This window comes from Idiomarina sp. UBA4206 (assembly GCF_002383015.1).
Lineage (GTDB): Bacteria > Pseudomonadota > Gammaproteobacteria > Enterobacterales > Alteromonadaceae > Idiomarina > Idiomarina abyssalis.
The window spans coordinates 56,910-60,519 of the sequence record NZ_DFTS01000008.1; the positions used below are offsets into that span (position 1 = coordinate 56,910).

Here is a 3,610-nt window from a genome sequence, read left to right on the forward strand (position 1 = left end):
GAATGGTTTTCATCAGTTGGTTGATGTCGCTCGGAACTTCAATGCGCATCTGCTCTTCGTCAATAACGGCGCTTGAGCCGGCAACATTGCGGGCTTCTGTTTTACTGCCAATAATTTTAATTTGCTCGATATCTGTATCGACAGCGGTATTTGCTAAAGCCGGAGCTGCCAGAGCTGTGAGTATGGTGCTAGCTAAGATCGTTTTTTTCATAACGGACTCGATTGACCTTTTTTGAAAAGTAATTTCAGTTTCAATGAATTAAGCGGCGAGAATGATAATTAAAATAAGAATGATTCGCAATAATAGTTTTAGTGTTTTTTTGATCCAACTCATCGGTTTTTAGAAAAGTTACGTAAGGAATTAGTTAATAGAATCGAAAGATAGAAGGATATGCTTTGTCAGCGAAGGATATTGCTAATGCCAGAGTACTGATTGTTGATGATAATCACACCAACATTGAGCTTCTCATCGCATTATTAGAAGAGGCTGGGTACCAGTATATTGAAGGGGTACAAACTCCCAGGCTCATTGATGAAAAAATGGCCTCATTTAAACCGGATCTTATTCTGTTAGATTACAGAATGCCGGAGTTGAATGGTGCTGAAGTACTTAAACATATGAAACAAACTTATGGCGATGATGCTCCGCCAATGGTTATGTTGACAGCTCAGGGCGATAAAGAAACGCGGCTCCGGTCACTTGAACTGGGTGCTACCGACTTTTTAACCAAGCCCTTTGATAACGAAGAAATTTTACAGCGACTGCGTAACATTTTGCAGGTCCATTATCGTTCGCAGGCGAGACGAGATGCGTCGTTATTTTACGAAGCCATTGCAAGTAAACGCTCTGCGGAGCTTGAAGAGCTCGTTCTTGAGGACATGCTAACCGGGTTACCTAACCGACGGGCAATTCTGCAGGAAGTTAATGCAATGGTGCGCTCCGATAAAGGCTGTAGCGTTGTCTTTCTGGTTATTGATGAACTTGAAGAAGTTGCTCAGTTGCATGGTTACCCTTTGGCCGAAGCTTTTACGCGTGAACTGGCGCTGTTATTACAAAGTAAAGCACCAGCCCGCAGCTTCATTGGTAGCTGGGGGCAACAGGAATATGTTGTCGTGTTTGAAGCGCAGTTAGATGCCGAACTCATGCGTAAAGGGCATAGACTGGTTGATGTTGCCAGCGGCGATCACGATTACGAAACCTTACTTATCACTATCGCTGCCCGGGCCGGAATAAGCTCTACTCTGGACAGTAATATAGAGCCGGATGAACTGATACGTCAGGCTTCCCTGGCTTTACCAAAGAAAGGAACACCCCCTGTCGGGCTGTTTTCTGACGAGCTGCATCGTGATTTGGCTGATCGTATTAGTTTACGTAACGACTTGAGAGCAGCCTTAGAAGCCGATGATCTTCAGTTGTTTTTCCAGCCTAAGTACGACTTAGTTACCGGTAAGATAACCAGCGCAGAGGCATTACTTCGTTGGCAACACATAGAAAAGGGGTTCATATCGCCCGCGCTGTTTATCCCATTAGCAGAGCAAACCGGTGATATCAGAGCGATAGGAGACTGGGTTGCTGAGCATGCGATAAAACAGTTGGCGAAATGGCGTCAACAGAACATTGTTGATGGAAGCTTTGTGTTGGCAATAAATGTGTCCCCTCAACAGATGGTAACCGGAACTTTTGCTTCGGATCTTCTGGAGTGTTGCCAACGTCACAAGGTCGAGCCCAAACAGGTACAGGTGGAAATCACGGAATCTGCGGTCATGCAGAACCTGATGAAAGTCCAGCATGAACTGGAGGTCTTGACGCGAGCGGGAGTTACCGTAGCGATGGATGATTTTGGTACGGGCTATTCATCATTGTCTTATTTGCGGAATTTACCAATTAGCGTGATTAAAATTGACCGTAGTTTTGTCATGAACTTAGTGAGCAATTCATCGGACCAACAGCTGGTAGGTACTATCGTGTTAATGGCTCACAATTTTAAATGCTCAATTGTTGCAGAAGGCATTGAAACAGTTGAGCAAGCTAAGCTTTTAGTGCAAATGGCATGTAACGAAGGTCAGGGCTTTTTATTTTCCAGGCCTATTACTCAAAATGAGTTTGAGGAGTTAGTGCAATCACCAGCACATACTATAGAATCTTATCTTAACAGTTAAAAATAACAGGATGGCAAGTATGCCCGGTATCACCGTAAAAGGAAGTCTCTCTCTTTTCGCTGCAACACTGCTGTCAGGCTGTGCGCTTGTATCGCCAGCAGAGAAGGCACCCGTTGCTTACCAATGTGGTGCGAGTGAATTGAGTGTATTGCAGCAAGAGCAAGGTTTGCTGTTAAGTTATGGATCTGAGCAAGAACTGCTGACACAAGCGGTGAGCGGCTCAGTCACCCGTTATTCAAATGATAACGAACCTGCCACTGAGTTCTGGAGTAAGGGTAACGAAGCTGATATTACCTGGCGTGGCCAGGACATGCCGCTGTGTGTGGAACAGGGGGCCTTGCCCAAACACTTTACTGCTAAAGGTAATGAACCCTTCTGGCAAGTGGCAGTAAACCCTCAGCATATGGCCTTAACAACCCCGGAAAGCGAAGCCATTATCGATTTAAAACCTGCGCAAGTGGTATCAACCCAGCCTTACGAATGGCGTATAGAGTCGACCACAGATAAACACCTGATTGTTATTGACCGGTTATGTCGCGATTCAATGAGTGGCCGTTTATATCCTTATCAGGTGGACTTACAGGAGTCTGACCGGATGTATTCTGGATGTGGCGGAGACAGCGAATGGTTGCTTCAGGGCGTCAGCTGGGAATTATCAGAGTTTGAGGGGCATGCAATTCAGTCCAAACCTGCCACCATCCAGTTTTTAGAGGACAATCAACTGGCGGGCTTTAATGGGTGCAATCGCTACTTTGGACATTACAACATGGGTGGCGAGCTTGCGCAGATCCGCTTAACAGGCAGCACGAAAATGGCCTGTAGTGATACAGCCAACGCTTTGTCGCGTGAGTTTAGCGATGTACTCGAGCGTGTTTATCAAGTGAACATTGATGATAAGGAGCGCCTGATATTGAGCACTCGTGGCGGTCGTCAACTGGTCTTTAAACAAGAACCCCGATAAAGGTAATACGCACGCATGCAATTAAAAAAGTATACAGACTACGGCTTGCGAGTGCTGATGTATCTGGCAGCGAAAGAAGACAATGAAAGAGTCACCATCGATGAGTTAAGTGGCATATTTAACGTGCCAAGAAATCATTTAAATAAGGTGGTTCATCAGCTTGGGAAAGAGGGGCTGATAGAAACTCGCCGTGGCAAAAACGGAGGTTTTTTACTTGCGGTTGACCCTGCCGATGTACGTCTTGATCAAGTGATTAGGCGACTGGAAGGCGATGAATACTGGATAGACTGCCATAAGCCCGAGTGCGCTATATTTCCTGTCTGTGAGTTGAAAAGCTTAATCAACCAAGGCAAAGAAACCTTCTACAACTTCCTGTCGAATTACACCTTAGCTTCGTTGTTGAAACATGAGTCTGAAATTAGAGAGCTCTGGGGAACCCCAATTCAGGTAACTGTCGATAAAGATTAACCTTTGGTCGCAATAGTGATC

At 45.4% G+C, this 3,610-nt stretch carries 4 protein-coding genes; 3 read left to right on the plus strand and 1 reads right to left on the minus strand.

The features are described from left to right. Positions 1-211 (minus strand): hypothetical protein (locus tag B3180_RS01205; RefSeq protein ID WP_286842457.1); only part of this gene is annotated, 211 nt, incomplete at its 3' end. Between the two features lie 185 nt (positions 212-396). Between B3180_RS01205 and B3180_RS01210 the strand changes: the two genes are divergently transcribed. From B3180_RS01210 to B3180_RS01220, 3 genes are read left to right on the plus strand one after another with little or no spacing between them, the layout of a single operon-like run. After that, the gene (locus tag B3180_RS01210; RefSeq protein WP_199493781.1) at positions 397-2,160 is read left to right on the plus strand and encodes a putative bifunctional diguanylate cyclase/phosphodiesterase; all 1,764 of its coding nucleotides are present in this window, start codon (positions 397-399) and stop codon (positions 2,158-2,160) included. A gap of 19 nt (positions 2,161-2,179) precedes the next feature. Then, positions 2,180-3,121 carry an META domain-containing protein gene (locus tag B3180_RS01215; RefSeq protein WP_286842462.1) on the plus strand — a complete coding sequence of 314 codons (942 nt, stop codon included), beginning with the start codon at positions 2,180-2,182 and terminating at the stop codon, positions 3,119-3,121. A gap of 15 nt (positions 3,122-3,136) precedes the next feature. Beyond that, entirely contained in the window at positions 3,137-3,589 is a 453-nt protein-coding gene (locus B3180_RS01220; RefSeq protein WP_054490078.1) for an RrF2 family transcriptional regulator, read from the plus strand. The last annotated feature ends 21 nt before the right edge of the window (positions 3,590-3,610 follow it).